This window comes from Streptomyces sp. NPDC001407 (assembly GCF_042895325.1).
Taxonomy (GTDB): Bacteria; Actinomycetota; Actinomycetes; order Streptomycetales; family Streptomycetaceae; genus Streptomyces.
On sequence record NZ_JBIAWF010000009.1, the window covers coordinates 1 to 26,593 of the forward strand.

The window sequence follows — 26,593 nt, forward strand, 5'->3', positions numbered from 1 at the left end:
CCACCCTCCGACCCCACCCCCTCCCACCGGAGAGCAAGTGCGGGCTGCGGGGTGCGCCCTTCTTTTCGCCCGTCCGGGGCGCTCATTCAGCCCGGGTGCGCCGCGCCACCACGCGAAGCGTGTTGCGGGGCCCCGGCTTCGGGGCACGCAATTCAGCCCGTTGGGGGCACCTCCCAGCGGTAGCTGGGGGAGTTTGAGGACGCGGCCGCAGGCCGCTCCCGCCGCAGGCGGCAACGAGCCCGCACACCGGGGTCGGGGGCAGCACTCCCGTTCCCGGGTGCACCATTCAGCCCGTCCGGCGCTTGAGGACACCGCGCGTCAGCGCGGTCAGGGGGTCTGGGGCGAAGCCCCAGTTTCGGGAAGGGGCGGGATAGGGGAACAACGCGCCGCAGGCGCCCACCCACCCGCACCCGGGGAGGCCGGGGCGGAGCCCCGCGCGGGGGAGCCGCAGATCAGACGCGGCCGGGAAAGGGGCGGGCAAGGGAAAAGCAGGCGCGACCCGCCCCCGGCAACCGCGAGTCCTATAGCGAAAGCCCCCGCAACCTCTCCGTATCCGCCAAGATGTCGATCGTCCGCACCCTGCCGTCCACGATCGTGAAGCCCATGACTGCCATCGGGGTACCGTCCACATCGGTCACGATGCCCATGGAGCCGTTCACCAGCGCCGGACGGGCGAAGTGGGAGAGGCGCTGGAACATGAGGGCCCGGCCGGCGACGGCCGCCGCGCCGACTACTTCCTGCGGGGCGCCCGCGCCCGTGTCCGCGCGGAGGACGACGTCCGGGTGGAGCACCGCGACGAGCGCGTCGAAGTCGCCGCCGCGGGACGCGGCGAGGAAGGCGTCCACGACCTGCCGCTGCCGGGTGAGGTCGCTGTCGGGCGCGGGTGCGGAGCCGCGTACCCGGCGGCGCGCCCGGCTGGCCAGCTGGCGGGCCGCCGCCGGGGTGCGTCCGACCATCGGGGCGATCTCGTCGAACGGCACGGCGAACATGTCGTGCAGCACGAACGCGAGCCGTTCCGCGGGTGCCAGCGTCTCCAGGACGACGAGCAGGGCCAGCCCGACCGAGTCGGCGAGGAGGGCCTGGTGCTCGGGGTCGATGCCGTCCGGGCTGTCGACGATCGGGTCGGGCACCCGGCCCTCCAGCGGCTCCTCGCCGCGCGACGTGCGGGAGCGCAGCATGTCCAGGCACACGCGGCCGACGACGGTGGTCAGCCAGCCGCCCAGGTTCTGGACGCTGTCGGCGTCCGAGCGGCTGAGCCGCAGCCATGCCTCCTGCACGGCGTCGTCGGCCTCGCTCAGCGAGCCGAGCATCCGGTAGGCCACCGCGCGAAGGTGGGTGCGGTGGGCCTCGAAACGCTCGGCCAGCAGCTCTTTCTCCGTCATGTGTCACATTCTCCCGTCGCGATCCGTCAGCGCTTTGACGGATGGAAGGCCGTCGGTGTGACACGAGAAGCGAGAAAACAGGAGACGCGTCATGGAAGCACGGATGCAGAACCCCGCCACGGTCATCCCCGAGGCCCTGCCGGCCGTCCTCAGCGTGATGAAGGCGGCCAAGAAGGGCGGCGTGCCCGAGGTGACGCTCGACCTCGTCCACCTCCGGGTCAGTCAGATCAACGGCTGTGGCTACTGCGTCGACGGGGGAGTGAAGAACGCCAGGAAGGCGGGCGAGAGCGAGGAGCGGCTCGCCGCCGTGGCGGTCTGGCGGGACACCCCCTATTTCACCGACGCCGAGCGCGCCGCGCTGGCCCTCGCCGAGTGCGCCACCCGGCTCAGCGACCGGCCCGACCCGGTGCCGGACCAGGTCTGGGCCGAGGCCGCCCGGCACTACGACGAGAAGCAGCTCGCGGGCCTGACCCTGTGGATCGGCCTGACCAATCTCTTCAACCGCGTCAACGTCACCACGAAGCAGCCGGCCGGCGCGGGCTGGTGACCGCGCCGCCGGGGCGGGGCGAGCGGTCTACGAAGCGGAGGTGAAGACGAGCGACGCGTTGTGGCCGCCGAAGCCGAACGAGTTCGTCAGAGCCGCCCGCACCGCGCCCTGCCTCGGCAGGCCGGTGACCACGTCGAGCTTCACGGCCGGGTCGAGCCTGTCGAGGTTCCGCGTCGCGGGGATCACCCCCTCGCGCACCGCGAGGACCGAGGCGAGCGCGCCCATCGCCCCGGCGGCACCGAAGAGGTGGCCGGTCATCGACTTGGTCGCGGTCACGGTCGGGTGCACGCCGATGGCCTCGGTGACCGACTCGGCCTCGACCAGGTCGCCCTTGGGCGTGGATGTGGCGTGCGCGTGCACGTGGTCGATCTCCAGCGGCGACAGCCCGGCCGTGGTCAGGGCCATCCGCATGGCGCGCACCTGGCCCTCGGGGTGGGCGGCGGTGATGTGGTGGGCGTCCGAGGTCACACCGGCCCCGGCGAGGCGGGCGTGCCGCCGGGCCGCGCGGGCGGCAGCGAAGTCGGCGCGCTCCAGGACGACCACGACCGCGCCCTCGCCGATGACGAAGCCGTCCCGGTCGACGTCGAAGGGCCGTGACGCCCGCTGTGGGTCGTCGTTGCGCGTCGAGTGGGCCTTGGCCTGCGCGAACCCCGCCAGCGGCAGCGGGTGGACACACGCCTCCGTGCCGCCCGCGACGACCACGTCGGCCCGGCCGAGGCGGATCAGGTCGAGACCCATCGCTATCGCCTCGGCCCCGGACGCGCAGGCGCTGACCGGGGTGTGCGCGCCGCCGCGCGCCCCCAGCTCGATGCTGACCCAGGCCGCGGGGCCGTTCGCCATCAGCATCGGGACGGTGTGCGGGGAGACCTTCCGCACCCCGGACGCCTCCAGGACGTCGTCCTGGCCGAGCAGGGTGAGGGCGCCTCCCGTGCCCGTACCGATCACCACGGCCAGGCGCTCCGGATCCACCTCCGGCGTCCCCGCGTCCGCCCACGCCTCGCGCGCCGCGACCAGCGCGATCTGCTCGCAGCGGTCCATGCGGCGGGCCTGTACGCGGTCCAGGACCTCGGTCGGCTCGACCGCGAGCCTGCCCGCGATCCGCACCGGCAGGCCGGCCGCCCACTCCTCCTCGATGGCGCTGATCCCCGACCGCCCGGCCAGCAGCGCCGACCACGTCGAGGCGACGTCCCCGCCCAGCGGTGTCGTGGCCCCGAGACCGGTGACCACCACGTCCTTGCTCTCGGCACTCATGGACTGAACCCCCATTTGTCGTAGAGATACAACTCCTCACGCGCAGAGGCCGCGGAAGGAGATCGGCTCATCAGCCACTCTGTCAGGGGGAACGCGACCGTCCGGATGCGGTGATCCACGGAGTCCGGCGTGCGGGTTTTGTAGGGTCCGGCTATTCACGGGAGCGGAAGACGCGCGAGCTGCGAACCCCTACCCGTCATACCGGGGAGCTACGCCGAAGTGGGCTCCGTGGTGGGACGCCGACCACACGGCCTGATCCATAACTTCCCTACCGGATGCACGACCGGCATCCGGTACGGAAGGGACCTCCCGCCATGACGCCTCGCAGCCGACTGCGTCGCACTCTCCTCGCCGCGCTCGTCGCCGCCTCGGTGGCGGTGCCCGTGTCGGGCATGGCCCGCCCCGCGGCCGTACCGGCACCGGCCCCCGCCGCCCTCGCCCCGTTGCGGACCGCCGCGCCGGACGCGCTCGCCGAGCGGTACGCCGCCGGCCGGAGCGGCGTCGAGGCGGCCGAACGGGCGGCCGAGGCGCACGGCGACCGCAAGCGGGCCGCCGCGCTGCGCGCCATGGCGGACCCGGCGCGTCACTTCCTCTCCTTCGACGGCCGCGACGGCGGCCGCACCGTCGAGATCTTCGGCGACCTGTCCCGGGCCGATCGCATCGCCGTCCTCGTGCCGGGCTCGGACACCAACCTCGACACCTACGAACGCTTCCGGGCCGGTGCCACGGCACTCCGCCACGAGCTGGGCGACCGGGCCGCCGTCGTGGCCTGGCTCGGGTACAGGACGCCGGAAACGATCAGCACGGACGTCCTGACCCCGGGGCGGGCCGAGGACGGCGCGACCGCGCTGCGCGCCTTCGTGAAGCAGCTCCGCGCGCTCAAGCCCGCCGCCCGGACCTCCCTCGTGTGCCACTCCTACGGCTCGGTGGTCTGCGGGCGGGCCGCGCCCGGCCTGGACGTCGGGAACATCGTCCTCTACGGCAGCCCCGGCACCGGTGCCACCGACGTCGCCGCGCTGCGCACCCGGGCGGCGGTCTGGGCGGGCCGGGGCGCCGACGACTGGATCGCCGACGTGCCGCACGGCCGGCTCGACCTGCCCTTCGCCACGGTCGGCTTCGGGACGGACCCGGTCTCCCCGGAGTTCGGCGCCCGGGTCTTCGACGCGGGCGACGGCGGCCACAGCGACTACCTCAAGCCCGGTTCCACCGCCCTGAAGAACATCGCCCGGATCGCCTCCGGGGAACTCCCTTACCGGGAAGGCCGTCATGCGTGACCTCGTCCGGCGGATCGACGCCGCCACCCCGCCCGGCCGCGACCGCGCCGTCGACGCCCTGCGCGCCTTCGCCATCCTCGGCGTCGTGCTCGGCCACTGGCTGGTGACCGCCCTCGTCGCCGACAGCGGCACGGTGCGCACCGCCAGCCCGCTCCCCTTCATGCCCGGGCTGGCGCCGGTGTCCTGGGTGGTCCAGACCCTCGCGGTGTTCTTCCTGGTGGGCGGCCGGGTCGGGGCACGGGGCCATGCCTCGGCCGCGGCCCGGGGAGAGACGTACGGCCAGTGGCTCCGCGCCCGGCTGGCCCGGCTCTTCCGGCCGGTCGCCGCCCTGCTGGTGGTGTGGGCCGCGGCGGCGGGCGGGATGCTCGCCTCCGGGGTCGGCCTGGACACCGTGCAGACGCTGGTCAAGCTGGTGCTGTCCCCGCTGTGGTTCCTGCTGGTCCTCGCCGCGCTGACGGCGGCGACCCCGCTCGTCGCGAGGCTGCACCCGCTGTGGCCGTTCGCCGTCGTGCTGCTCGTCGACGCCGTCCGGTTCGGCCTGGGCGGGCCCGCCTGGCTCGGCTGGATCAATGTGGCGGCCGGCTGGCTGGTCCCGTACTGCCTGGGCGCGGCCTGGGCCCGCGGCCGCGCCGGGGGCCGGGCGACCGGCTGGGCGCTGCTGCTCGGCGGGGCCGCCGCCACGGCCCTGCTCGTGCTGTTCGCGGGCTACCCCGCGGCCATGGTCGGGGTCCCCGGCGCCGCGATATCCAACCTCAGCCCGCCCACCCTCGCGGCCGTCACCTTCGGACTCGCCCAGAGCGGCGCGGCCCTGCTGCTCCTCGGCCCGCTGCGCCGGGCGCTCGCCCGGCCCGCCGCCTGGGCGGCGGTGGCGCTGGTCAACCTCTCCGCGATGACGATCTTCCTCTGGCACCAGACGGCGATGATGGCGGTCTCCGCGACGGGCCTGCTCACGGGCGACGCCCTGCCCGGCCTGCACACCCTCCCGGACGGTCCGGGCTGGATACTCGCCCGCCTGCTGTGGCTGCCGGTGTTCGGGGTGGCGCTGCTGATCTGCTGGGCGGCGTTCCGCACGTACGAACAAGGCCGCCGGACCCCCGCTGCCCGGACCGCGCCGACGGCGGGCTCACCTCCCGCCGCACGCCCGCCTAAAGTTGATCTTGAATTGAGGGGGACACGATGAAGCGCCTGACCGCGGCCCTGAAGGCCGCGCCGCGCACACTCCGCGAGGACCTGTGGCCGATACCCGGTGCCCTGCCACGCACAGCACAGCCGCGCTGGCTCGACTGGCGCCCCGCCATCGCCGTGCCTCTCGTGCTCGTCGCGCTGTGCCTGGGCATCCCGACGGTCAATCAGTTCCTCACCGGCTACCGCACGGGCAGCCGCCCCGTGCTGGTCCTGCTCGCCCTGATCCTGGTGGCGGGGCCCGTCGTCGCGCTCTTCCGGCCGGTCCTGGCCTGGTGGACGTCGACGGCCGTCATGGTCGCCGTCGTCGTGACCACGGACCCCTTCCCCCTGGGCGCGTCGGTGCGCTCCCCCTGGGCCGGTCCCGGACTCGCTCTCTACACCCAGGTGTTGTTCCTCGCGGCGCTGCGGCTCCGCCCCCGGGTCGCCGTCGAGATGCTGGTCATCAGCGTGCTGACGAGCCTGGCCTGTGCCGTACCCCGGGGCGGGGTCGTCGACGACCCGCTCCTGACCACCGCCTCCCTCGTGGCCGCCGTGCTGGTCGGCGCCTCGATGCGCGGCCGCCAAGTGGCCCGTACGGAACTGGTCGTGCAGGAGGAGCTCACCGCCGAGGAGCGGGCCCGGCGCACCCTCCTGGAGGAGCGCAACCGGATCGCCCGCGAGCTGCACGACGTCGTGGCGCACCACATGTCGGTCATCTCCATCCAGGCGCAGGTCGCCCCGCACCTGGTCGAGAACCCCTCCGAGGAGTTCAAGGAGAACCTCGTCGGCATCCGCCAGAACGCGGTCGAGGCGCTCACCGAACTCCGCCGCGTGCTGGGCGTGCTGCGCTCCGAGGACACCCCGGCGGACGGCGTACGGCACACCCCGCAGCCCACCCTCGACCGGCTGGACGAGCTGGTCGGCAACGTCCGCGCCGCCGGCCTGACGGTCGTCACCGAGACCACCGGCGCACCGCGCGCGCTGTCGCCGGGCGTCGAGCTGTCGGCGTTCCGCATCGTGCAGGAGGCGCTCAGCAACGTGATGCGGTACGCGCCCGGCGCCGAGGTCCGGGTGGAGATCGGCTACCGGCGGACCGGTCTGACGGTACGGGTCGCCAACAGCCCGCCGGACCGCACCGCCCCGCCCTCGCCGGGCACAGGCCAGGGCCTGCTCGGCATGCGCGAGCGCGCTGCGATGCTAGGGGGCGAACTGGCCACCGGCACCACCCCCGACGGCGGCTGGGAAGTGACCGCGCTCCTGCCCACGCAGCCCCCCGCCGAGCCCGTTGAGGACACCTCATGACGACGATCCGCGTCCTGATAGCCGACGACCAGATGATGGTCCGTCAGGGATTCACGGTGCTGCTGAACGCCGAACCCGGCATCGAGGTCGTCGGCCAGGCCGTGGACGGCCTCGACGCCGTCGCCAAGGTCGCCGAACTCGCCCCCGACGTCGTCCTGATGGACATCCGGATGCCCGGCCTCGGCGGCATCGAGGCGACCCGCCGCGTCACCGGCCCGGACGCCGCCGTCAAGGTCCTGGTCCTGACCACCTTCGACCTCGACGAGTACGTCTACGAGGCGCTGCGCGCGGGCGCGTCCGGCTTCCTGCTCAAGGACGCCTCCGCGGCCGAACTCGCCCAGGCCGTACGCGTGGTGGCGGCGGGCGACGCACTGCTCGCCCCGAACATCACCAAGCGCCTGATCGCCGAGTTCTCCCGGATGACCGGCACACCCCGGGCCCCGCTCAAGGACCGCGTCGGCGGCCTGACGGAACGCGAGACCGAGGTCCTGTCCCTCGTGGCCCAGGGCCTGTCGAACGGGGAGATAGCCGAGCGCCTGGTGGTGGCGGAACAGACGGTGAAGACCCACGTGAGCCGCATCCTGGTCAAACTGGGCCTGCGCGACCGCACCCAGGCGACGGTCTTCGCGTACGAGACGGGGCTGGTGCGTCCGGCGGGGTACTGAGCGGTCTTGTCGAAGTCCCGTGCGGTACCGCGCCCCGTAAGGGGCGCGGGGAACTGCGCGACCAGCCCCCACCGGCCCGCAGCGACCGGACCGCTCAGCTCTCGCCCGTTCCGGGCAACAACAGCCCGTTGGGGGCACCTCCCAGCGGTAGCTGGGGGAGTTTGAGGACAACGCGCGAAGCGTGTTGCGGGGTCTGGGGCGGCAGCCCCAGTTTCGGGAAGGGGCGGGGCTGGGGAACAAAGCGCCGCAGGCGCAGCCCCCCACGCGGCGGAGCCGCACATCAGACGCAGCCGGGAAGGGGCGGGGCAGGGGAACAAGCCCGCCGCAGGCGGCAGATGGCGCGCGCCAAAAGAAATCCGCCCCGGCCGGCGCGAAGGCCGACCAGGGCGGATTCAAAAGCCCCCTCGGACTAGCCGAGAATCGCGAGTGCCGCGTTGAACGTGGCACTCGGCCGCATGACGGCCGCCGCCTTCTCCGGCGAAGGCTGGTAGTAGCCGCCGATGTCGGCCGGCTGGCCCTGCACCGCGATGAGCTCGTCGACGATCGTCCGCTCCTGCTCGGTCAGCGACTTGGCCAGGGCCGCGAACGCCTCCGCGAGCTGCGTGTCGTCGGTCTGCTTGGCCAGCTCCTGGGCCCAGTACAGCGCCAGGTAGAAGTGGCTGCCGCGGTTGTCGATGCCACCCAGGCGACGGCTCGGCGACTTGTCCTCGTCGAGGAAGGTCGCGGTCGCGCGGTCCAGGGTGTCGGCGAGCACCTGGGCGCGCGCGTTGCCCGTGGTCTGGGCGAGGTGCTCGAAGCTGGCCGCGAGGGCGAAGAACTCGCCCAGGCTGTCCCAGCGCAGGTAGTTCTCCTTGACGAGCTGCTGGACGTGCTTGGGCGCGGAGCCACCGGCACCGGTCTCGAACAGGCCGCCGCCGTTCATCAGCGGGACGACAGAGAGCATCTTCGCGCTCGTGCCCAGCTCGAGGATCGGGAAGAGGTCCGTGAGGTAGTCACGGAGCACGTTGCCGGTGACCGAGATGGTGTCCTCGCCCCGGCGGATGCGCTCCAGGGAGAACTTGGTCGCCTCGACCGGCGACATGATCTCGATCCGCAGGCCCTCGGTGTCGTGGTCGGCGAGGTAGGTGCGGACCTTCTCGATGAGCTTCGCGTCGTGCGCGCGGGTCTCGTCGAGCCAGAACACGGCCGGGGCGCCGGTCGCGCGGGCGCGGGTGACGGCGAGCTTGACCCAGTCCTGGATCGGCGCGTCCTTGGCCTGGCACATGCGGAAGATGTCGCCCTCGGCGACCGGCTGCTCCAGCACGACGTTGCCCGCGGCGTCGACGACCCGCACGGTGCCCGGGGCGGCGATCTCGAAGGTCTTGTCGTGGCTGCCGTACTCCTCGGCCTTCTGCGCCATCAGACCGACGTTGGGCACCGAGCCCATGGTCGACGGGTCGAAGGCGCCGTTGGCGCGGCAGTCGTCGATGACGGCCTGGTAGACACCGGAGTAGCTGCTGTCCGGGAGGACGGCGAGGGTGTCGGCCTCCTGGCCGTCCGGGCCCCACATGTGGCCGGAGGTGCGGATCATCGCCGGCATGGAGGCGTCGACGATGACGTCGCTCGGGACGTGCAGGTTGGTGATGCCCTTGTCGGAGTCGACCATGGCCAGGGCCGGGCCCTCGGCGAGCTCGGCGTCGAAGGACGCCTTGATCGCGTCGCCCTCGGGCAGCGCGTCCAGGCCCTTGAGGATGCCACCGAGGCCGTCGTTCGGGCTCAGGCCGGCCGCGGCCAGCGTCTCGCCGTACGCCGCGAACGTCTTCGGGAAGAAGGCGCGCACCACGTGGCCGAAGACGATCGGGTCGGAGACCTTCATCATCGTGGCCTTCAGGTGCACGGAGAAGAGCACACCCTCGGCCTTGGCGCGGGCGATCTGCGCGGTGAGGAACGAGCGCAGCGCGGCCGCGCGCATCACCGACGCGTCCACGACCTCGCCCGCGAGGACGGGGACGGACTCGCGCAGCACGGTGGTGCTGCCGTCCGCGCCCGCCAGCTCGATGCGCAGCGAGCCGTCCGCCGGGACGACCGCGGACTTCTCGGTGGAGCGGAAGTCGTCGGCGCCCATGGTGGCGACGTTGGTCTTGGAGTCGGCCGTCCACGCGCCCATGCGGTGCGGGTGGGTCTTGGCGTAGTTCTTGACCGAGGCGGGGGCGCGGCGGTCGGAGTTGCCCTCACGCAGCACGGGGTTGACGGCGCTGCCCTTGACCTTGTCGTAGCGGGCGCGGATGTCGCGCTCCTCGTCGGTCTTCGGGTCGTCCGGGTAGTCCGGCAGCGCGTAGCCCTGCTGCTGGAGCTCGGCGACGGCCGCCTTCAGCTGCGGGATCGAGGCCGAGATGTTCGGCAGCTTGATGATGTTCGCACCGGGCGTCTTGGCCAGCTCGCCGAGCTCGGCGAGGGCGTCCTCGATCCGCTGGCCCTCTTCGAGGTACTCGGGGAAACCGGCGATGATCCGCCCGGCCAGGGAGATGTCACGGGTCTCCACAGTGACACCGGCCGTCGAGGCGTAGGCCTGGACCACGGGCAGGAACGAATACGTCGCCAGGGCCGGGGCCTCGTCGGTGTGCGTATAGATGATGGTCGAGTCAGTCACCGGGTGCTCCGCTCCACGTCCGTCTGTAACATTGCTCGACATCAAGATATCTCGTGACCGGCCCCCTCTCGACAGGGGTCCGCCCTCCGGCGGGCCGGACCGTCAGAGGCTGCGGGGCCGGGTGGTGACGAGCTGGACGGACTGGAGCAGTCCGACGGCGAGGCAGACGGCGAACATCGAGGAGCCTCCGTACGAGACCAGCGGCAGGGGGATGCCCGCGACGGGCATGATCCCCAGGGTCATGCCGATGTTCTCGAAGGACTGGAAGGCCAGCCAGCAGACGATGCCCACGCACAGCAGCGTGGCGTACATGTCCTCGGTGCGGCGGGCGATGGCCATGGCGCGCCAGAGCACGACGCCGAGCAGGGCGATCACGGCGCCCGCGCCGAGGAAGCCGAGCTCCTCGCCCGCGACGGTGAAGATGAAGTCGGTCTGCTGCTCGGGGACGAAGCCGCCGTTGGTCTGGTCGCCGTGGAAGAGGCCCTGGCCGAGCAGGCCGCCGGCGCCGATGGCGATCCGGGCCTGCTGGGTGTTGTAGCCGACCCCGGAGGGGTCGAGGTGCGGGTCGGCGAAGGCCGCGAAGCGGTTGAGCTGGTAGGCGCTGAGCAGGTGCAGGGTGATGACGGCGGTGGCCGCCGCCGCGGCCAGGGCACCGAGGACGGCGAGGATGCGGCCCGGCACGCCGGACGCGTAGAGCAGGCCCACGGTGATGGCGACCAGCACCAGGCTGGTGCCCAGCTCGTGGCTGGCCATGATGACCGCCGCCGGGACGGCGACCAGGCCGAGCGAGGCCGCGACCTGCCGGGTGCGGGGGACCTCGCCGCACCGGGCCTCGCGCGCCTCGGTCAGCAGCGCCGCGAGCATCACCACGACGGCCGGTTTGACGAACTCCGACGGCTGGAGCGAGAAGCCACCGCCCAGCACGATCCAGGAGTGCGCGCCGTTGACCGTGCTGGCCAGCGGGGTCAGCACGGTGAAGAGGAACAGCACGGCCGCGCCGTAGAGGACGGGGGCGTAGCCGCGGGACCTGCGGTAGTCGACCGCGGTGACCGCGGCGCACAGCAGCAGGCCGAGAGCCAGGTTGAGCAGGTGCCGTTCGAGGTAGAGGGCGGGGTCGGCGCCGAGGGCCTCCTGGCGGTAGCGGGTGGCCGACCAGGCCAGCAGCGCTCCGGTCGAGCCCAGGGCCACGACGGCGCCGAGCATGATCCAGTCCAGGCGCCACAGCGGTGACAGGTGGCCCCACAGGCGCATGCGGCGGCTGCGGCTCACGGGGCGGGCGGCGAGCGACATGTTCACTGTCACGGCCCTCGGCTCGGAGAAGGGACACGGTGGGAACGGCCCGTGACCGGGCCGTGGAACGGCAGCACCCTACAGTTTCGTGCTTGCGCAAATAGCGAAACGTCCGGGGCTTCACGCGGCCGGGGTGGAGGCCGACAACATCATGACGGTCGCGCGGCCCGTCCGGGTGGATATCCGTGGCGGCGGGAACCGGCGTCGCCGCCCTGCCCGTGCGGCAGGTGCGGGTGGCGGTCGGGGGCGCGCTCGATGGCCAGGAGGGCGGTGTCGTCGGCGAGCTGCCCGCCGGTGTGGGAGAGCAGGTCGTGGTGGATGTGGCGCAGCAGCGACTCCGGTCCGGCGGCGGGGAAGGAGTCGAGCCGCTCGACGAGGGGGTAGAAGTCCCCGGCCGGTGAGCGGGCCTCGATGACCCCGTCGGTGTAGAGCAGGAGCGTGTCGCCGGGGGCGAAGGGGAAGGGGTCGCTGCGGTGACCCGGTCCGGGCAGTCCGCACATGCCCAGCGGGGGTGTGGGGGTGTGGGGGTGCAGCGCCGTCACCTCGGGGCCGTGGACCAGCAGCGGCGGCGGATGGCCGCAGCTGATCATCTCGGCCTGGGTCCCGTCGTCCGGGATGTCCAGCACGAGGGCGGTGACGAAGTGCTCGCCCGGGTCGTGCGCGGTGTCGGCGACCTCCTCCAGGTCCCGGCAGACGCTCTCCTCCAGGGCGGTGACGAGCTCAGGCAGGGTGGCGTAGCGGTGGGCGCCCTCGCGGAACGCGCCCAGCACCACGGACGCCTCGCCGATGGAGGCCAGGCCCTTGCCCCGGACGTCGCCGATGATCACCCGGGTGGCGGGGCGGGCGGCGCGGGCGACCGCGAAGAGGTCGCCCCCGATCCTGGTCTCGTCCTCGGCGGCCAGGTACAGCCAGGCCACCCGCAACGGCCCGATCCGGCGCGGCGGCGGCCGCAGCAGGGCCAGCTGCGCCGTCTCGGCCACCGACCGCACCCGGCTCAGCTCCCGGCCGCGCCGCTCCCGCAGGGCGCAGACGAACACCCCCACCGCGGAGAGCACGGTCAGGGCGATGATCTGCGCCACGTGGTTGGTCGTGGCCAGCCCGCCGTGGAAGACGGCGATGAAGACCTGCGCGGCGACGGCCAGCGCCCCGATCAGGGCGGTCAGCCGCGGCCCGGCGAAGGAGGCGGTGAGGGCGGGCGCGATGACCAGCAGCGGACCGAGGTGGACGTCCGTCCCGGAGCGGAGGTCCACCACTGTGATCACCACGATCAGCACGAGGGGGATCGCCACCAGCCCGCGGCCCGACGGCTGCGCCAGGAGACGGTCCACCGACACACGCCGGACGCCCACGTGCCTATTTTGCGCCTGTTCGGTGCCCGGCGCTCACCTCCGCGCGCTCTCACCGGCCCCCCCGGACCATTGCATAAAACTTCAATACTTCGTATAGTCATGCCATCGACCAGGAGGGGCCCGATGGCAATCCGTGCGGCAGTGGCAGGAGCGAGTGGGTACGCGGGCGGCGAGGTGCTGCGCCTGCTGCTCGCGCACCCCGAGGTGCGCGTCGGCGCCCTCACCGCGCACTCCAGCGCCGGGCAGCGGCTCGGCGCGGTGCAGCCGCACCTGCTGCCCCTCGCCGGGCGCGTGCTGGAGGAGACCTCGGCCGAGGCGCTCGCCGGGCATGACGTCGTCTTCCTCGCGCTGCCCCACGGCCAGTCCGCCGCCGTCGCCGCGGAGCTCGGCGACCAGGTGCTGGTCGTCGACTGCGGCGCGGACTTCCGGCTGAAGGACGCGGGGGAGTGGGAGCGCTTCTACGGCTCGCCGCACGCCGGCACCTGGCCGTACGGCCTGCCCGAGCTGCCCGGCGCGCGGGAGGCACTGCGCGGCAGCAGGCGAATAGCCGTGCCCGGCTGCTATCCGTCGGCCGTCTCCCTCGCCCTCTTCCCCGCCTACGCCGCCGGGCTCGCCGAGCCCGAGGCCGTGATCGTCGCCGCCTCCGGCACCTCCGGCGCGGGCAAGGCCGCGAAGGCGCACCTGCTGGGCAGCGAGGTCATGGGCGCCATGAGCCCGTACGGCGTCGGCGGCGGCCACCGACACACCCCGGAGATGATCCAGAACCTCTCGGCGGCCGCGGGCGAGCCCGTCACCGTCTCCTTCACCCCCACCCTGGCGCCCATGCCCCGCGGCATCCTCGCCACGTGCAGCGCCAAGGCCCGGCCCGGCGTCACGGCGGAGAGCCTGCGGGCCGCGTACGACAAGGCGTTCCGGGACGAGCCGTTCGCGCACCTCCTCCCCGAGGGGCAGTGGCCCTCCACCGCCGCGGTCCTCGGCTCCAACGCCGCGCTCCTCCAGGTCGCGTACGACCCGGCGGCCGGCCGGATCGTGGTTGTCAGTGCCATCGACAACCTCACCAAGGGCACCGCGGGCGGCGCGGTGCAGAGCATGAACATCGCCCTCGGGCTCCCCGAGGAGCTGGGGCTCCCCGCCACGGGAGTGGCGCCATGAGGCCGCGTCAGGGCCGCGCACATCCGCCGCGCCCTGGCCGTCCTGCTCACCAGGGCGGCGCCCTGCGAACGGGCGGCCGGCACCGCCGAGAACGTCACCAGCAGCCGCCCCCACGGCGGCACGGAGAAGGAGAAGACAGCGTGAGCGTGACCGCAGCACAGGGGTTCACGGCGGCGGGCATCGCCGCCGGGATCAAGGAGAGCGGCGGCGCCGACCTCGCCCTCGTCGTCAACACCGGGCCCCGCCTGGCCGCTGCCGGAGTCTTCACCTCCAACCGCGTGAAGGCCGCGCCGGTCCTGTGGTCCGAGCAGGTCCTCAAGGGCGGGCAGGTCCGCGCGGTCGTCCTCAACTCCGGTGGCGCCAACGCCTGCACCGGCCCCGCGGGTTTCCAGGACACCCACGCCACCGCCGAGAAGGCCGCCGAGGTGCTCGGCGTGGACGCCGCCGAGGTCGCGGTGGCCTCCACCGGCCTCATCGGCGTCCGGCTGCCGATGGACAAGCTGCTCCCCGGCATCGGCAAGGCCGCCGCCGAACTCTCCCCGCACGGCGGCGAGAAGGCCGCCATCGCCATCAAGACCACCGACACCGTCCACAAGACCGCCGTGGCCCAGGGCGACGGCTGGACCGTCGGCGGCATGGCCAAGGGAGCGGGCATGCTCGCCCCCGGGCTGGCCACCATGCTGGTCGTCCTCACCACCGACGCCGACGTGGACGCCCCCGCCCTCGACCGGACGCTGCGCGCCGCCACCCGCACCACCTTCGACCGGGTCGACTCCGACGGCTGCATGTCCACCAACGACACCGTGCTGCTGCTCGCCTCGGGTGCCTCCGGCGTCGTCCCCGCCCCCGACGCCTTCGCCGAGGCCGTGCGGACCGTCTGCGACGACCTCGCCCGCCAGCTCATCGGCGACGCCGAGGGCGCCTCGAAGGACATCCGCATCGAGGTAGTCGGCGCCGCCACCGAGGCCGACGCCGTCGAGGTCGGCCGGACCATCGCCCGCAACAACCTCCTCAAGTGCGCCCTCCACGGCGAGGACCCCAACTGGGGCCGGGTGCTCTCCGCGATCGGCACCACGGCGGCCGCCTTCGACCCGGACCGGCTCAACGTCGCGATCAACGACGTCTGGGTCTGCAAGAACGGCTCCGTGGGCGAGGACCGCGACCTCGTCGACATGCGCTACCGCGAGATCCGGATCACCGCCGACCTGTCCGCCGGCCAGGAGAGCGCGGTCATCTGGACCAACGACCTCACCGCCGACTACGTCCACGAGAACAGCGCGTACTCCTCATGACCCTTCCCGATGCCAAAGGTCCCGACGCCGTAGGTCCGGACGCCGCAGGTCCTGTTGCCGCGAGCCCCGCCGCCACGGGCACCCGCAAGCACACCGCCCTGCCCAAGGCCCGCACCCTCATCGAGGCGCTGCCCTGGCTGACGCGGCATCACGGTAAGACCGTGGTCATCAAGTTCGGCGGCAACGCCATGGTCGACGAGGAGCTGAAGTCGGCCTTCGCCCAGGACGTCGCCTTCCTGCGCCACGCCGGCCTGCGCCCCGTCGTCGTGCACGGCGGCGGGCCGCAGATCAGCGCCCAGCTGGACCGGATGGGCCTCACCTCGGAGTTCAAGGCGGGCCTGCGGGTCACCACCCCGGAGGCGATGGACGTCGTACGGATGGTGCTCGCCGGACAGGTGCAGCGCGAACTTGTCGGCCTGCTCAACCGGCACGGCCCGCTCGCCGTCGGCATGACCGGCGAGGACGCCCACACCATGACCGCCACCAAGCACTACGCCCACATCGACGGCGAGCGTGTGGACCTCGGCCGGGTCGGCGAGATCACCGGCGTCGACACCGGGGCCGTCCAGGCGCTGCTGGACGACGGCCGGATCCCGGTCATCTCCTCCATCGCCCGCAGCGCCGACGCCGCGGACGCGGAGGGGCACGTCTTCAACGTCAACGCCGACACCGCCGCCGCGGCCCTCGCCGCCGCGCTCGGCGCCGAGACGCTGATGGTCCTCACCGACGTCGAGGGCCTCTACGAGGACTGGCCGCACAGCGACGAGGTCATCAGCCGGCTCACCGCGAGCGAGCTGGAGCGGCTGCTGCCCGAGCTGACCAGCGGCATGGTCCCCAAGATGGAGGGCTGCCTGCACGCCGTGCGCAACGGCGTCACCACCGCCCGCGTCATAGACGGCCGGGTCCAGCACTCGATCCTGCTGGAGATCTTCACAGACGAAGGCATCGGCACCATGGTCGTACCCGACGAGCCCCAGGAGAGGGAAGCATGAGCAACGCCGAGCTCACCCGGCGCTGGCAGGGCGCTCTGATGGACAACTACGGCACGCCCCGCGTCCCCCTCGTGCGCGGCGCGGGCAGCACCGTCTGGGACGCCGACGGCCGGGCCTACCTCGACCTCGTCGGCGGGATCGCCGTCAACGCCCTCGGCCACGCCCACCCGGCCGTCGTGCGCGCCGTCTCCGAGCAGATCGCCACCCTCGGCCACGTCTCCAACCTCTTCACCGCCGAGCCCACCGTCACCCTCGCCGAGCGCCTCCTGCGCCTCGCGGGCCGCCCCGGCCGCGTCTACTTCGCCAACTCCGGCGCGGAGGCCGTCGAGGCCGCGTTCAAGATCGGACGGCGTACGGGCCGCACGCACACGGTCGCGGCGGTCGGCGGCTTCCACGGCCGCACCACGGGCGCCCTCGCCCTCACCGGCCAGCCCGCCAAGCAGGAGCCGTTCCTGCCGCTGCCGGGCGATGTCACGCATGTGCCCTACGGGGACACCGAGGCACTCCGGGCCGCGGTCACCACCGACACGGCGCTCGTGGTGCTGGAACCGGTCCAGGGCGAGAACGGCGTCGTCGTACCGCCCCGGGACTATCTGACCGCCGCCCGCGAGATCACCCGGGCCACCGGGACGCTGCTCGTCCTGGACGAGATCCAGACAGGTATCGGCCGCACCGGCCACTGGTTCGAGCACCAGGCGCAGGGCGTCGAGCCCGATGTGGTCACCCTCGCCAAGGGGCTCGGCGGCGGGCTGCCGATCGGCGCGACCCTCGCCTTCGGCCCGGCCGCCGACCTGCTGACGCCCGGTCAGCACGGCTCGACCTTCGGCGGCAACCCGGTCGCTTGCGCCGCCGCCCTGGCCGTGCTGGACACCCTGGAGACCGAGGGGATCCTGGACCGGGTGAAGCGGACGGGGGAGCGGCTGCGTGACGGGATCGCCGCCCTCGCCCACCCCCTCGTCGACCACGTCCGTGGCTCGGGCCTGCTGCTGGGTATTGTCCTTTCCGAGCCCCTCGCACCGAAGGTGCAGCAAGCAGCACAGGACACCGGGCTCCTGGTGAACGCGGTCGCACCCGACGTGGTGCGGCTGGCCCCACCGCTGATCATCACCGAAGATGAGGTGGAAACGTTCCTCCGGGCCCTGCCCGGGGTCCTGGACACCGCCGCCGGCGGAGGTGCTTGAGCGGCGGGGCGACACGTGCGACCGGCCGACGGGGGCCAAGGGAACGACGATGCGGAGACTGACGAGACGATGACCGAGGCGCAGGAAGCCGAGCCGTTCCACGGCGGACAGGCCGTACCGCAGACCCGCACCGCCCGCCACCGCCGGATCGTGGACATCCTCGGGCGGCAGCCGGTGCGCTCGCAGAGCCAGCTCGCGAAGCTGCTCGCCGACGACGGACTGTCCGTCACCCAGGCGACCCTCTCCCGGGACCTCGACGAGCTGGGCGCGGTGAAGATCCGCAACACCGGCGGTGAGCTGATCTACGCGGTCCCCTCCGAGGGCGGCGACCGCACCCCCCGCGCCCCGCTGGGGGAGTCCGCCACGGAGGCCCGCATGGGCCGCCTGGCGGGCGAGCTGCTGATCTCGGCGGAGGCGTCCGCCAACCTCGTGGTGCTGCGCACCCCGCCGGGCGCCGCGCAGTTCTTCGCCTCGGCCATCGACCAGGCCGGTGTGCACGAGATCATCGGCACCATCGCGGGCGACGACACGGTCATGCTCATCAGCCGTGACCCCAAGGGCGGCCAGGCCCTGGCGGACCACCTGCTGAGACTGGCGCAGAAGGAACGCTGACGCGAAAGGAGCGCGGGCCGGTTCACCGGCCCGCGCTCCTTCGTGCCCGGCCGGGGAAATCTTGATGACGTCCGGCGTAACGGCGGGCTGCCGCAGGGAAGCTGATGGTGGGTCACCCACCACCCTGACAGGAGGAGCCATGCTCGCCTTACGCGCACGCACGCTGTTCGACGGGGCCGGGCCGGAGCTCGTGGAGCGGCCGCTGGTGCTGGTGGAGGGCGGCCGCGTCGTCGACGTCCGCGCGGGCGGCCGGGCGCCCGCCGGGGCCGAGCTGACCGACCTCGGCCCGGTCACGCTGCTGCCCGGCTTCGTGGACACCCACGTCCACCTGGCCTTGGACGCGAGCGACGACGTGGTGGGCCGGCTGCGGCGCGCCGACGACGAGGAACTGCTGGCACGCATGCGGGCGGCGGGCCGGGCCGCGCTGGCGGCGGGCGTGACGACCGTACGGGACCTCGGCGACCGCGGCTATCTCGCGCTGCGGCTGCGCGACGAGACGGCGAAGGACCCCACCGCCGGGCCGCGGGTGCTGGCCTCGGGCCCGCCGGTCACCACGCCCGGCGGGCACTGCTGGTTCCTCGGCGGCGAGGCAGCCGGGGTGGAGGGGATGCGCGCGGCGGTGCGCGAGCGCGCCGAGCGCGGCGTGGACGTGGTGAAGGTGATGGTGACCGGCGGCGACCTGACCCCCGGCTCCGACCCGTACCGCGCGCAGTACGGGCACGCCGAGCTGCGCGCCGCCGTACGCGAGGCGTACCGGCACGAACTGCCGATCACCGCGCACGCCCACGCGGCCTCCGGCATCGCCGACGCGGTCGCCGTCGGCTTCGACTCGGTCGAGCACTGCTTCTTCGTCACCGAGGACGGCGTGGACCACGACCGCCGGGTGATCGACGAGATGGCCCGCGTGGGCGTCGCCGCCTCCCTCACCCTGGGCTCGCTGCCCGGCGGCCCCCCGCCGCCGGAGCCGGTCGCCCGCCGGCTGCCCGGCCTGGCCGCGGGACTGGAGGAGATGCGGCAGGCAGGCGTGATCATGGCGTGCGGCAGCGACTCCGGGATCTTCCCCGCCAAGGCGCACGGCGGCTACCCCCACAGCGTCACCGCGATGGTGGACCTCGGCTTCACCCCGCTGGAGGCGCTGCGGGCGGCGACCTCGACGGCGGCGCGCGTGTGCGGCGTGGCCTGCCACAAGGGCTGCGTGGCCCCGGGCTACGACGCGGACCTCGTGGCCGTGGCCGGTGACCCCCTCGCCGACATCGCGGCGGTGCACGCGGTGACGGCGGTCTTCCGCGGGGGCGTGCGGGTGGTGTGAGGTGCCCGGAGAACGACGAAGGGCTCCGGAGAACAGGATCACTCCTGGCTCCGAAGCCCTTCGTCACGTGTCGGGACGGCGGGATTTGAACCCACGACCCCTTGACCCCCAGTCAAGTGCGCTACCAAGCTGCGCCACGTCCCGGTGCCGTTTCCCCCCGGGCGTTCCCGGCGGGGCGTGCAAGAAGAAAATAGCCTGTTCGGCGCTGTGATCCAAATCGGGGGTGCGGGACCCCGGCTTCGGGCGGGGCAGGGTGCTATTTCCTGCGGTCGAAAGTGTCCGTCGGGATCTCGACCGCGGTGCTATCGGCCAGGGTGAAGGTGATGGTGTCGCCGTACTTGTACGTGCGGCGTGAGGCGTAGGCGTCGTCCCTGGGCTCGGTGAGCAGGTCGCACTCGCCGCGGAAGGGATCGATGATCAGGTAGACGGGCACGCCGAAGTGGGCGTACTGCCACGTCTTGACTGCGTAGTCGTTCTTGTCGTTCTTCGACGAGACGATCTCGATGGCGGCCAGCAGGGCCTCGTGCGTGAGGGGCTCTACGGCTTCGCCCTCGATGATCGACACGTCCGGGCAGCGGTCGGGTTCGCCGGGGAAGGTGATTTCGACATCGGACAGGACGCGCTTCCTGGCGATGCCGGATGCCAGCAGGGCGTCGCGAACCTCGAAGATGGTCAGGCTCTGGACGCTGCTCTGTGGCGTCATGATGACCCGGTCCCCCACTACTTCGATCTTGAATCCCTCTATCACTGATGCCGCGAGCTTGACGGCAGCCTTCAGGGATGCGTTTCGGGCTTCTTGTGCGCTTCGCACGCTTTGCGCGCCCGGCGAGTCCTGTCGGGGCTTCTCTCGCACGGCCATGTTGGGTCAAACCTCCCTGCTCGGGCGCCTCGATAGTCGCATCGTAGGCCGCTCTGCAATCTCCGTTGCTGGAAAGTCTCACCCACACGAGTTATTGACGAAACATACGGAGCAGTGCATAGTTATACCCATCAGCGCATGGAAAGCGCATCGCACCGTAAGGAGAAACCCGTGACCGAGCGCGTCGTACTCGCCTACTCCGGCGGCCTGGACACCTCCGTCGCCATCGGCTGGATCGCCGAGGAGACGGGCGCCGAGGTCATCGCCGTTGCCGTGGACGTCGGCCAGGGCGGCGAGGACCTGGACGTCATCCGCAAGCGCGCGCTCGCCTGCGGTGCGGTGGAGGCGGAGGTCGCCGACGCCAAGGACGAGTTCGCCGAGGAGTACTGCCTCCCGGCGATCAAGGCCAATGCCCTCTACATGGACCGCTATCCGCTGGTCTCCGCCCTCTCCCGGCCCACGATCGTCAAGCACCTCGTCGCCGCCGCCAAGAAGCACGGCGCGAGCACCGTCGCCCACGGCTGCACCGGCAAGGGCAACGACCAGGTGCGGTTCGAGGCGGGCATCTCCTCCCTCGCGCCGGAGCTCACCTGCATCGCCCCCGTCCGGGACTACGCCATGACCCGGGACAAGGCCATCGCCTTCTGCGAGGCGAAGCAGCTCCCGATCGCGACCACCAAGAAGTCGCCGTACTCCATCGACCAGAACGTCTTCGGGCGGGCCGTGGAGACCGGCTTCCTGGAGGACATCTGGAACGCCCCGATCGAGGACGTCTACGACTACACGGCGAACCCGGCCACCCCCCGGGAGGCCGACGAGGTGATCATCACCTTCGAGCAGGGCGTCCCGGTCGCCATCGACGGTAAGCCCGTCACCGTGCTCCAGGCCATCCAGCAGCTCAACGAGCGCGCCGGGGCCCAGGGCGTCGGCCGGCTCGACATGGTCGAGGACCGGCTGGTCGGCATCAAGTCCCGGGAGATCTACGAGGCGCCCGGCGCGATCGCGCTGATCACCGCCCACCAGGAGCTGGAGGCCGTCACCGTCGAGCGCGAGCTGGCCCGCTACAAGCGGCAGGTCGAGCAGCGGTGGAGCGAGCTGGTCTACGACGGCCTGTGGTTCTCTCCGCTCAAGCGGGCGCTGGACGGCTTCATCGCCGAGGCCAACGAGCACGTCTCCGGCGACATCCGGATGACGCTGCACGGCGGCCGGGCCGTCGTCACCGGCCGGAAGTCCGAGAAGTCGCTCTACGACTTCAACCTCGCCACCTACGACACCGGCGACACCTTCGACCAGTCGCTCTCCAAGGGCTTCATCGAGATCTTCGGCCTCTCGTCGAAGATCGCGGCCAAGCGTGACCTGGTCTGAGTCCAGCGGTTAGAAACCCTGCACGGAGCCGCCTCCCCGCCACGTGGCGGGGAGGCGGCCGCACACCACCAGCCTTGAGGAGCAGCAAGTGAGCAACGGCAACAGCGGCGGCGACGTACGGCTGTGGGGCGGCCGGTTCGCGGACGGACCCGCCGAGGCACTGGCCAAGCTCTCCGCCTCCGTCCACTTCGACTGGCGCCTCGCCCCGTACGACATCGCGGGCTCCCGCGCCCACGCGCGCGTGCTGCACAAGGCCGGTCTGCTGACGGCCGACGAGCTCCAGCGGATGATCGACGGCCTCGGGCTGCTGGAGGCCGATGTCGCGGCGGGCACCTTCACCGGCACCATCGCCGACGAGGACGTGCACACCGCCCTGGAGCGCGGCCTGCTGGAGCGGCTCGGCCCCGACCTCGGCGGCAAGCTGCGCGCCGGCCGGTCCCGCAACGACCAGGTCGCCACGCTCTTCCGGATGTATCTGCGCGACCACGCCCGGATCATCGGCGGACTGCTCGCCGATCTCCAGGAGGCGCTGGTCGGCCTGGCCGAGGCGCACGCGGACGTGGCCATGCCGGGTCGCACGCACCTCCAGCACGCCCAGCCCGTCCTCTTCGCCCACCACGTGCTCGCCCACGTCCAGGCGCTCGGCCGGGACGCGGAGCGGCTGCGGCAGTGGGACACCCGCACGGCCGTCTCGCCGTACGGCTCGGGGGCGCTCGCCGGGTCCTCGCTCGGCCTGGACCCGGAGGCGGTCGCCGCCGACCTCGGCTTCGAGGGCGGCTCGGCCGGCAATTCCATCGACGGGACGGCCGCCCGGGACTTCGTCGCGGAGTTCGCATTCATCACGGCGATGATCGGCGTGGACCTGTCGCGGATCGCCGAGGAGGTCATCATCTGGAACACGAAGGAGTTCTCCTTCGTGACCCTCCACGACGCCTTCTCCACCGGCTCCTCGATCATGCCGCAGAAGAAGAACCCCGACATCGCCGAGCTGGCGCGGGGCAAGTCCGGCCGGCTCATCGGCAATCTGACCGGCCTGCTGGCGACGCTCAAGGCGCTGCCGCTCGCCTACAACCGCGACCTCCAGGAGGACAAGGAGCCGGTCTTCGACTCCTGCGACCAGCTGGAGATCCTGCTCCCGGCCTTCACGGGGATGATGGCGACCCTCACCGTCAACCGCGCCCGGATGGAGGAGCTGGCCCCGGCGGGCTTCTCGCTGGCCACGGACATCGCGGAGTGGCTGGTCAAGCAGGGCGTGCCGTTCCGGGTCGCGCACGAGGTGGCGGGGGAGTGCGTCAAGGAGTGCGAGGCCCACGGCATCGAGCTCGACCAGCTCACGGACGAGCAGTTCGCCGCGATCTCGCCGCACCTCACCCCCGAGGTCCGTACGGTCCTCGACGTGCCCGGCGCGCTCGCCTCGCGCAGCGGGCGCGGCGGCACGGCGCCCTCGGCGGTCGCGGCGCAGCTGGGCGAGGTCAAGGCGGATCTGGCGGTGCAGCGTGAGTGGGCCGAGGCCAAGCGCTGAGCGCTCCGCTGGAATTGCGGTCGGGTCGCTGCGGGCCGGTGGGGCTGGTCGCGCCCACGCGGCGGAGCCGCATATCGAAAGAGCCCCGCGCCCCTTACGGGGCGCGTACCGCACTGGGGCTTCGACAAGACCGCTTGGACACACGTGTCGAACCTGAGACGTCGGACACCCGGATGAGACATCGCTGTCTCATCCGGGTTATGGTCGTCTCATGAGTGTCGAACCGGACCATGTGCTCGAAGCAGCCGCAGGGCTGCTCACCCGCAAGGCGACCGCGTCCATGGACGAGATCGCCCGGGCCGCGGGGATCAGCCGCGCCACCCTCCACCGCCACTTCGCCGGGCGCGACGCGCTCGTGCGCGCGCTGGAGGACCTCAGCATCCGGCAGTTCGAGCACGCCCTGGACGAGGCCCGCACCGAGGAGGGCGACGCGGCCGACGCGCTCCGCCGCCTGGTCGCGAAGACCGAGCCGGCGGCCGGGCTCATGGCCTTCCTCTTCACCGAGAACCAGCTCTACGAAGCCGGGGTCAACGAGGGCTGGAACCGGCTGGACGCCCGCGTCACCGCGCTCTTCCTGCGCGGCCAGGAAGAGGGCACCTTCCGGCTCGAACTCTCACCCGCCTGGCTCACCGAGGCGCTCTACGGCCTGATCGGCGCCGGCGCCTGGGCCGTGCAGGAGGGCAGGGTCGCGGCCAAGGACCGCACCCGCATGGTCGCCGAGCTGCTGCTCGGCGGCGCGGAGCGGAGGATGAAACCGTGACCGGTCACACTGTCACCCCACGGCCGGCCGCCGCGCCGGAAGCGCCGCGTCCGGGCCGCTGGCTCGCGCTCGCCGTCCTCGTCCTGGCCGTCCTGCTGGTCGCCGTCGACGCCACCGTGCTGGGCCTCGCCACCCCCTTCCTCAGCGAGGACCTGCGTCCCTCGGGCACCCAGCTGCTGTGGATCGGTGACATCTACTCCTTCGTCATCGCCGGCCTGCTGGTCTCCATGGGCAGCCTCGGCGACCGCATCGGCCGCAAGAAACTGCTGCTCACGGGCGCGATCGCGTTCGGCGGCGTCTCCGTGCTCAACGCCTACGCGACCAGCCCGGAGATGATGATCGCCGCCCGCGCCCTGCTGGGCGTGGCGGGCGCGACGCTGATGCCCTCGACGCTGGCCCTGATCCGCAATCTCTTCCACGACCCCCGGGAGCGCAGCCTCGCCATCGGCATCTGGGGCGCGATGGCCTCCGCCGGAGCCGCCGTGGGCCCGGTGGTGGGCGGCTTCCTGCTGGAGAACTTCTGGTGGGGCTCGGTCTTCCTGATCAACCTGCCGGTCATGGCCGTGCTCGTCCTCGTCGGCATCAAGCTGCTCCCCGAGTCCAAGGACCCCTCGCCCGGCCCCTGGGACCTGCTCAGCGTGGCCCTGTCGATGGTCGGCATCGTGGCGGTCGTCTACGCCGTCAAGGAGGCGGCGGCGTACGGCTTCCGCTGGTACTACGTCCTGGCCGGCGTCGTGGGGCTGCTGGTGATGGTGTGGTTCGTACGGCGCCAGCTCAAGCTCCCCAAGCCGCTGCTGGACATGCGGCTCTTCCACCACCGCGGCTTCTCCGGGGCGGTCCTCGCCGACCTGCTGACCATCCTGGGCCTGTCCGGGCTGGTGTTCTTCCTGTCGCAGTTCCTCCAACTGGTCCAGGGCCGCAGCCCGCTGGAGGCCGGGCTCGCCGAACTGCCCGCCGCCGTGGGCGCGGTGACCGCGGGCCTGCTCGCGGGGCGGGCCGCCCGGCGCTGGTCCGTGCGGTCGGTGGTGGCGGGCGGCCTCGCGGCCATCGGCGTCGCGCTCGCCGTGCTCACCTGGCTGAACGCGGAGACCGCCTACCCCGTCCTGGGCGCGGTGCTGCTGGTGGTCGGCGTCGGCGCGGGCTTCTCGTTCACCGTCACCGCCGACGTGATCCTCTCCAGCGTCCCCAAGGAGCAGGCGGGCGCGGCCTCGGCGGTCTCCGAGACGGCGTACGAGCTCGGCGCGGCGCTCGGCATCGCCCTGCTCGGGTCGATCGTCACCGGCGTCTACCGCGGCTTCCACACGCCGGCCGGGGTGCCGGACCGGGCCGCGGCCGAGGCCCACGACTCGCTGGGCGGCGCGGCCGAGGCCGCGGCCGGGCTGCCGCACGGGACGGGCGACGCCCTGCTCTCCTCGGCGCAGCACGCTTTCGTCGAGGGCCTGCGGATCGCCTCCGGGATCGGCGCGGCGGTGCTGCTGGCGACGGCGGCCGTCGCGTGGTTCCTGCTGCGCGGCCAGCGCCTGGAGGAGGGCTCGGGAGGTCACTGAGCGAACTTGCCGAAGTCCAGTGCGGAACCGCCCCGTAAGGGGCGGAGGCTGTGACGTTGTGCGGCTCCGCCGCGCGGGCGCGACCAGCCACAGCCGACCCGCAGTGGCAGGACGGGGCACGATCCCGGCAGCGCTGAGCGCAACTTGGCTCAAGTGAGCAGCAAATCGCACACGGGCCGGGGCGGCAAGCCTCGGCCCGTGTGACATATCCCGGAAACAATTGCCCTTGACGTGATCCTTATGCGCACGCAACCATCTCGACCACTGGTCGACATTGTCGAACATGGTTCGGACGAGAGTCCCGTGCTTAAGGACCCCCCATGCGTCTGCGCAGAACTGTCAGGCTCCTCCTCGCCGCCGCGGCCACCGCGACCCTCGGCCTCGCGGGGCTCGCCACCCCCGCCTCGGCCTCCGTCCTCGACATCCCGCCCCGCGGTGCCAACGACTGGTCGTGCAAGCCGGATTCGGCCCACCCCCAGCCGGTGGTGCTGGTCAACGGCACGTTCAAGCTGATGGCCGAGAACTGGGCGGCGCTCTCCCCGAAGCTGAAGGAGGCGGGCTACTGCGTCTTCGCCTTCAACTACGGGCACATGGAGACCGACCCCATCCCCCAGGCGGCCGCCGAGCTGCGGGACTTCGTCGAGGCCGTGCGGGGCGCGACGGGTGCTGCCAAGGTCGACATCGTCGGTCACAGCCAGGGCGGCATGATGCCGCGCTACTACGTGAAGTTCCTGGGCGGCGCGGACAAGGTCGACGACCTCATCGGCATCGTGCCCTCCAACCACGGCACCAAGAACCCGCTCGCCATCCCCGCGGGCTGGACCTTCTGCCCGTCCTGTGTGGACCAGCAGGTCGGCTCCGACCTGATGAAGAAGCTCAACGCGGGCGAGGAGACCCCGGCGGGCCCGGACTACACGGTCATCACCACCCGGCACGACGAGGTCGTCATCCCCTACACCAGCGCCCTGCTGACCGGGCCCGCGGAGCACCTCACCAACGTCGTGCTCCAGGACAAGTGCCCGCTCGACCCCTTCATGCACGACCAGGCGACCAAGGACCCGGTCGTGGCCCAGTGGGTGCTCAATGCCCTGGCACGCAAGGGCCCGGCCGACCCGGGCTTCCAGCCCGCGTGCTTCGGCCGGGCCTAGA

Annotated in this window: 22 protein-coding genes and 1 tRNA gene; 16 read left to right on the forward strand and 7 right to left on the reverse strand. The window is 72.4% G+C overall.

The features are described from left to right. Positions 1–521 precede the first annotated feature (521 nt). Positions 522–1,382, reverse strand: coding sequence for a sigma-70 family RNA polymerase sigma factor (locus tag ACFY1P_RS14695; RefSeq protein WP_361526918.1), 861 nt, complete (start codon positions 1,380–1,382; stop codon positions 522–524). A gap of 91 nt (positions 1,383–1,473) precedes the next feature. Between ACFY1P_RS14695 and ACFY1P_RS14700 the strand changes: the two genes are divergently transcribed. Next, positions 1,474–1,929, forward strand: a complete 456-nt coding sequence (locus ACFY1P_RS14700) for a carboxymuconolactone decarboxylase family protein (RefSeq protein ID WP_390750795.1) — start codon at positions 1,474–1,476, stop codon at positions 1,927–1,929. A gap of 27 nt (positions 1,930–1,956) precedes the next feature. Here the strand turns inward: ACFY1P_RS14700 and ACFY1P_RS14705 are convergent, their stop codons facing one another. After that, a complete protein-coding gene (locus tag ACFY1P_RS14705; RefSeq protein WP_390750796.1) occupies positions 1,957–3,180 on the reverse strand; it encodes a beta-ketoacyl-[acyl-carrier-protein] synthase family protein in 1,224 nt (407 codons plus the stop codon). A gap of 314 nt (positions 3,181–3,494) precedes the next feature. Here ACFY1P_RS14705 and ACFY1P_RS14710 point away from each other — a divergent pair, with 314 nt between their 5' ends. Genes ACFY1P_RS14710 through ACFY1P_RS14725 form a run of 4 tightly spaced genes read left to right on the forward strand, consistent with a single transcriptional unit; the run spans position 3,495 to position 7,585 of the window. Continuing rightward, positions 3,495–4,454 (forward strand): alpha/beta hydrolase, encoded by a 960-nt coding sequence (locus tag ACFY1P_RS14710; RefSeq protein ID WP_390750797.1) that lies wholly within the window; start codon positions 3,495–3,497, stop codon positions 4,452–4,454. Beyond that, on the forward strand, positions 4,447–5,634 hold the full coding sequence (locus ACFY1P_RS14715) for an acyltransferase (protein ID WP_390750798.1): 1,188 nt from the start codon (positions 4,447–4,449) through the stop codon (positions 5,632–5,634). Before ACFY1P_RS14710 ends, ACFY1P_RS14715 begins: the two co-directional genes overlap by 8 nt. After that, the gene (locus ACFY1P_RS14720; protein ID WP_390750799.1) at positions 5,631–6,920 is read left to right on the forward strand and encodes a sensor histidine kinase; all 1,290 of its coding nucleotides are present in this window, start codon (positions 5,631–5,633) and stop codon (positions 6,918–6,920) included. The genes ACFY1P_RS14715 and ACFY1P_RS14720 overlap by 4 nt, the downstream gene beginning before the upstream one ends. Beyond that, complete coding sequence (locus ACFY1P_RS14725; protein WP_390750800.1) at positions 6,917–7,585, forward strand: response regulator; 669 nt, start codon at positions 6,917–6,919, stop codon at positions 7,583–7,585. The genes ACFY1P_RS14720 and ACFY1P_RS14725 overlap by 4 nt, the downstream gene beginning before the upstream one ends. 409 nt (positions 7,586–7,994) lie before the next feature. Here ACFY1P_RS14725 and ACFY1P_RS14730 read toward each other — a convergent pair whose 3' ends face one another. From ACFY1P_RS14730 to ACFY1P_RS14740, 3 genes are all read right to left on the reverse strand, one after another. Further along, entirely contained in the window at positions 7,995–10,214 is a 2,220-nt protein-coding gene (locus ACFY1P_RS14730; protein WP_361526930.1) for an NADP-dependent isocitrate dehydrogenase, read from the reverse strand. Between the two features lie 102 nt (positions 10,215–10,316). Beyond that, positions 10,317–11,504: a rod shape-determining protein RodA gene (gene rodA, locus ACFY1P_RS14735; RefSeq protein WP_361526932.1), complete on the reverse strand. Its 1,188-nt coding sequence runs from the start codon at positions 11,502–11,504 to the stop codon at positions 10,317–10,319. Between the two features lie 149 nt (positions 11,505–11,653). Next, positions 11,654–12,853: a PP2C family protein-serine/threonine phosphatase gene (locus ACFY1P_RS14740; RefSeq protein ID WP_361526934.1), complete on the reverse strand. Its 1,200-nt coding sequence runs from the start codon at positions 12,851–12,853 to the stop codon at positions 11,654–11,656. Between the two features lie 123 nt (positions 12,854–12,976). Here ACFY1P_RS14740 and argC point away from each other — a divergent pair, with 123 nt between their 5' ends. From argC to ACFY1P_RS14770, 6 genes are all read left to right on the forward strand, one after another. After that, positions 12,977–14,005 (forward strand): N-acetyl-gamma-glutamyl-phosphate reductase, encoded by a 1,029-nt coding sequence (gene argC, locus ACFY1P_RS14745; RefSeq protein ID WP_390750801.1) that lies wholly within the window; start codon positions 12,977–12,979, stop codon positions 14,003–14,005. A gap of 140 nt (positions 14,006–14,145) precedes the next feature. Next, a complete protein-coding gene (argJ, locus tag ACFY1P_RS14750; protein ID WP_361526940.1) occupies positions 14,146–15,297 on the forward strand; it encodes a bifunctional glutamate N-acetyltransferase/amino-acid acetyltransferase ArgJ in 1,152 nt (383 codons plus the stop codon). Beyond that, positions 15,294–16,289 (forward strand): acetylglutamate kinase, encoded by a 996-nt coding sequence (argB, locus tag ACFY1P_RS14755; RefSeq protein ID WP_390750802.1) that lies wholly within the window; start codon positions 15,294–15,296, stop codon positions 16,287–16,289. Before argJ ends, argB begins: the two co-directional genes overlap by 4 nt. Next, complete coding sequence (locus tag ACFY1P_RS14760; protein ID WP_390750803.1) at positions 16,286–17,470, forward strand: acetylornithine transaminase; 1,185 nt, start codon at positions 16,286–16,288, stop codon at positions 17,468–17,470. The genes argB and ACFY1P_RS14760 overlap by 4 nt, the downstream gene beginning before the upstream one ends. 69 nt (positions 17,471–17,539) lie before the next feature. Further along, the gene (locus ACFY1P_RS14765) at positions 17,540–18,082 is read left to right on the forward strand and encodes an arginine repressor (RefSeq protein ID WP_361526946.1); all 543 of its coding nucleotides are present in this window, start codon (positions 17,540–17,542) and stop codon (positions 18,080–18,082) included. Positions 18,083–18,221: 139 nt separating this feature from the next. Then, a complete protein-coding gene (locus ACFY1P_RS14770) occupies positions 18,222–19,391 on the forward strand; it encodes an amidohydrolase family protein (protein ID WP_390750804.1) in 1,170 nt (389 codons plus the stop codon). 70 nt (positions 19,392–19,461) lie between these two features. Here the strand turns inward: ACFY1P_RS14770 and ACFY1P_RS14775 are convergent. Further along, positions 19,462–19,535: transfer RNA gene (locus tag ACFY1P_RS14775), tRNA-Pro, on the reverse strand. A gap of 112 nt (positions 19,536–19,647) precedes the next feature. Continuing rightward, positions 19,648–20,202 carry a Uma2 family endonuclease gene (locus ACFY1P_RS14780; RefSeq protein WP_361526968.1) on the reverse strand — a complete coding sequence of 185 codons (555 nt, stop codon included), beginning with the start codon at positions 20,200–20,202 and terminating at the stop codon, positions 19,648–19,650. 219 nt (positions 20,203–20,421) lie between these two features. Between ACFY1P_RS14780 and ACFY1P_RS14785 the strand changes: the two genes are divergently transcribed. The 5 genes from ACFY1P_RS14785 (at position 20,422) to ACFY1P_RS14805 (ending at position 26,592) form a co-directional block, all read left to right on the forward strand. Continuing rightward, positions 20,422–21,615: an argininosuccinate synthase gene (locus tag ACFY1P_RS14785; RefSeq protein ID WP_361526950.1), complete on the forward strand. Its 1,194-nt coding sequence runs from the start codon at positions 20,422–20,424 to the stop codon at positions 21,613–21,615. Between the two features lie 88 nt (positions 21,616–21,703). After that, positions 21,704–23,137 (forward strand): argininosuccinate lyase, encoded by a 1,434-nt coding sequence (argH, locus tag ACFY1P_RS14790; protein ID WP_390750805.1) that lies wholly within the window; start codon positions 21,704–21,706, stop codon positions 23,135–23,137. A gap of 211 nt (positions 23,138–23,348) precedes the next feature. Further along, positions 23,349–23,897, forward strand: coding sequence for a TetR/AcrR family transcriptional regulator (locus ACFY1P_RS14795; RefSeq protein WP_390750806.1), 549 nt, complete (start codon positions 23,349–23,351; stop codon positions 23,895–23,897). Next, the gene (locus ACFY1P_RS14800; RefSeq protein ID WP_390750807.1) at positions 23,894–25,444 is read left to right on the forward strand and encodes an MFS transporter; all 1,551 of its coding nucleotides are present in this window, start codon (positions 23,894–23,896) and stop codon (positions 25,442–25,444) included. The genes ACFY1P_RS14795 and ACFY1P_RS14800 overlap by 4 nt, the downstream gene beginning before the upstream one ends. 320 nt (positions 25,445–25,764) lie before the next feature. Beyond that, positions 25,765–26,592: an alpha/beta fold hydrolase gene (locus ACFY1P_RS14805; RefSeq protein WP_390750808.1), complete on the forward strand. Its 828-nt coding sequence runs from the start codon at positions 25,765–25,767 to the stop codon at positions 26,590–26,592. Position 26,593 lies beyond the last annotated feature (1 nt).

What these genes read in the sequence shown, in the direction of transcription:
- ACFY1P_RS14805 (WP_390750808.1), top strand. Translation starts at nt 25,765, where the DNA reads ATGCGTCTGCGCAGAACTGTCAGGCTCCTCCTCGCCGCCGCGGCCACC.
- ACFY1P_RS14695 (WP_361526918.1), bottom strand. Translation starts at nt 1,382, where the DNA reads ATGACGGAGAAAGAGCTGCTGGCCGAGCGTTTCGAGGCCCACCGCACC.
- ACFY1P_RS14710 (WP_390750797.1), top strand. Translation starts at nt 3,495, where the DNA reads ATGACGCCTCGCAGCCGACTGCGTCGCACTCTCCTCGCCGCGCTCGTC.
- ACFY1P_RS14765 (WP_361526946.1), top strand. Translation starts at nt 17,540, where the DNA reads ATGACCGAGGCGCAGGAAGCCGAGCCGTTCCACGGCGGACAGGCCGTA.
- rodA (WP_361526932.1), bottom strand. Translation starts at nt 11,504, where the DNA reads ATGTCGCTCGCCGCCCGCCCCGTGAGCCGCAGCCGCCGCATGCGCCTG.
- argB (WP_390750802.1), top strand. Translation starts at nt 15,294, where the DNA reads ATGACCCTTCCCGATGCCAAAGGTCCCGACGCCGTAGGTCCGGACGCC.
- ACFY1P_RS14700 (WP_390750795.1), top strand. Translation starts at nt 1,474, where the DNA reads ATGGAAGCACGGATGCAGAACCCCGCCACGGTCATCCCCGAGGCCCTG.
- ACFY1P_RS14795 (WP_390750806.1), top strand. Translation starts at nt 23,349, where the DNA reads ATGAGTGTCGAACCGGACCATGTGCTCGAAGCAGCCGCAGGGCTGCTC.
- ACFY1P_RS14720 (WP_390750799.1), top strand. Translation starts at nt 5,631, where the DNA reads ATGAAGCGCCTGACCGCGGCCCTGAAGGCCGCGCCGCGCACACTCCGC.
- ACFY1P_RS14715 (WP_390750798.1), top strand. Translation starts at nt 4,447, where the DNA reads ATGCGTGACCTCGTCCGGCGGATCGACGCCGCCACCCCGCCCGGCCGC.
- argC (WP_390750801.1), top strand. Translation starts at nt 12,977, where the DNA reads ATGGCAATCCGTGCGGCAGTGGCAGGAGCGAGTGGGTACGCGGGCGGC.
- ACFY1P_RS14725 (WP_390750800.1), top strand. Translation starts at nt 6,917, where the DNA reads ATGACGACGATCCGCGTCCTGATAGCCGACGACCAGATGATGGTCCGT.
- ACFY1P_RS14770 (WP_390750804.1), top strand. Translation starts at nt 18,222, where the DNA reads ATGCTCGCCTTACGCGCACGCACGCTGTTCGACGGGGCCGGGCCGGAG.
- ACFY1P_RS14760 (WP_390750803.1), top strand. Translation starts at nt 16,286, where the DNA reads ATGAGCAACGCCGAGCTCACCCGGCGCTGGCAGGGCGCTCTGATGGAC.
- ACFY1P_RS14705 (WP_390750796.1), bottom strand. Translation starts at nt 3,180, where the DNA reads ATGAGTGCCGAGAGCAAGGACGTGGTGGTCACCGGTCTCGGGGCCACG.